We start from the raw sequence: 1504 nt of genomic DNA on the forward strand, positions 1-1504 counted from the left end.
GATCGGGGGCGCCCAGCTGCTGCGTCTGCCATTCGACAGCGGCCACGTGGCCGCATCGGAGGCGGAACCTCGGAGCGTCGCGTTACTGAATGGCGCCGTCGGGCGGTTTCTGCGGGACAACGGGTTACGTTAAGCGACAGAGAGCGCGCTGAACTAAAGGAGGGCGCGACTAATTTCATCATAAAAAGCCGATGCGGCGCTGTATTTGGGCGCCAGCACCGATCTAGTCGCGTTAAATCAATATCGGACTATAGTTATAAGACATCGTTCTTCAATGAAGAAGAAGCGCTCATGCCAAAAATCTTGTCGCCGGATCAAATCGAAAGCTTCCGCAAGAATGGCTACGTTCCGCAGGTAAAACGCGTGCCGGCTCGCCGAGCTGATCGCTCCGCGGAACTGTGCAGCCCCGGTGCCGCGAGGGCTCCGCTCCTCGTGGTTCTCGGCAGGACTAGTCAGTGGTGGGATGGCGGCCGCAGACCCCGGCGATCCGAAGCAAATTCGGTCGACGATAATTGCAACCGCTGCCCTGCAGACCGTCTCGCTTGGTTGATATCGCGAGATGCTACGACGATTCTCGTAGAGGCTGCTTGGAGTCGGCAATACCTGACTCTCGTAATGTGAGACGCCAATTCAGAAAATCTCTGTTCGAATCTGGTAGTCAGATAGTCGTGTCAGGGCGACGGTCAGAGGAGAGAGCATGCAAAAGTGGCAATCGTGATCGGGGCAGCCATGGACATTCTGTCGATAGAGGCCACCGATCCCTACGATATCGGCCTGAATGGGGCAGGGTCGAGTCGGCAGCTGACGGCGGCGCATGCCGGTGCAAATGTATGTTGCGCGATGCTGGTTTGCGGCCGACGCGCCAGTGCTTGGTGTGAGTCAGCTCCTGTTCCTGAAAGGCCATCAGCACGTCACGGCGGAAGCGCTGTTTAATGAGGCGATCGCGGCGTATATGGCGCTATCGCTCGCGACTGTGTACAACGCGCTGAACCAGTTTACCGAGGTCGGCCGGTTGCGTGGGATCGCCGCAGACGGGTCGAGGTCGTTCTTCGATACCGACACGTCTGTGCATCCACATTTCTATCTGGAAGGCGACGACCTGTTGATAGATGTAGCCCAGGAGCTGATCTTCAACAAGGTCCCGAATACAATCCCCGGCTACGAGATCACGCGGCTCGACGTGATCGTACATATCCGGAAGAGGAGGTAAGCCGCATGGAAGGGGTTGTATTGCCCGATCTACTCGTCCGTTAAGAAGCCGGATTGAGCTTGGGTGGACAGGCGAGCGTTCGCGATAGGCAGCCCCAGGAATAGGCACAAGAGTTCTCTGAGAACAAGAGTTCTCTGAGCCAGGCGAGGATGCGGCGGAAGTTGTGGCCCACTGCTGAGAGCACGACGTTAGCGGCGTTGCCGGCGCGGCCCTTGAGGTAGCAGCGGCCGAGGTGACCTTCGGCCTTCAGGTGTCCGATGGGCTCGATCGCGGAGCGGCGGCGCAGCTCGCGCT

Annotated in this window: 1 protein-coding gene and 1 pseudogene; one reads left to right on the plus strand and one right to left on the minus strand. The window is 58.6% G+C overall.

Features of this window, described 5'->3' with window-relative positions:
- Window positions 1-814: 814 nt before the first annotated feature.
- Complete coding sequence (locus tag YU9_RS44065; protein ID WP_371259259.1) at window positions 815-1210, plus strand: Fur family transcriptional regulator; 396 nt, start codon at window positions 815-817, stop codon at window positions 1208-1210.
- Window positions 1211-1250: 40 nt separating this feature from the next.
- On the opposite strand, the pseudogene YU9_RS44070 reads toward YU9_RS44065, so the two are convergent.
- A pseudogene (locus YU9_RS44070) lies at window positions 1251-1504 on the minus strand (IS5/IS1182 family transposase); the annotation flags it as partial.

Source organism: Bradyrhizobium sp. WSM1743 (genome assembly GCF_000473065.1).
Classification (GTDB): Bacteria; Pseudomonadota; Alphaproteobacteria; order Rhizobiales; family Xanthobacteraceae; genus Bradyrhizobium.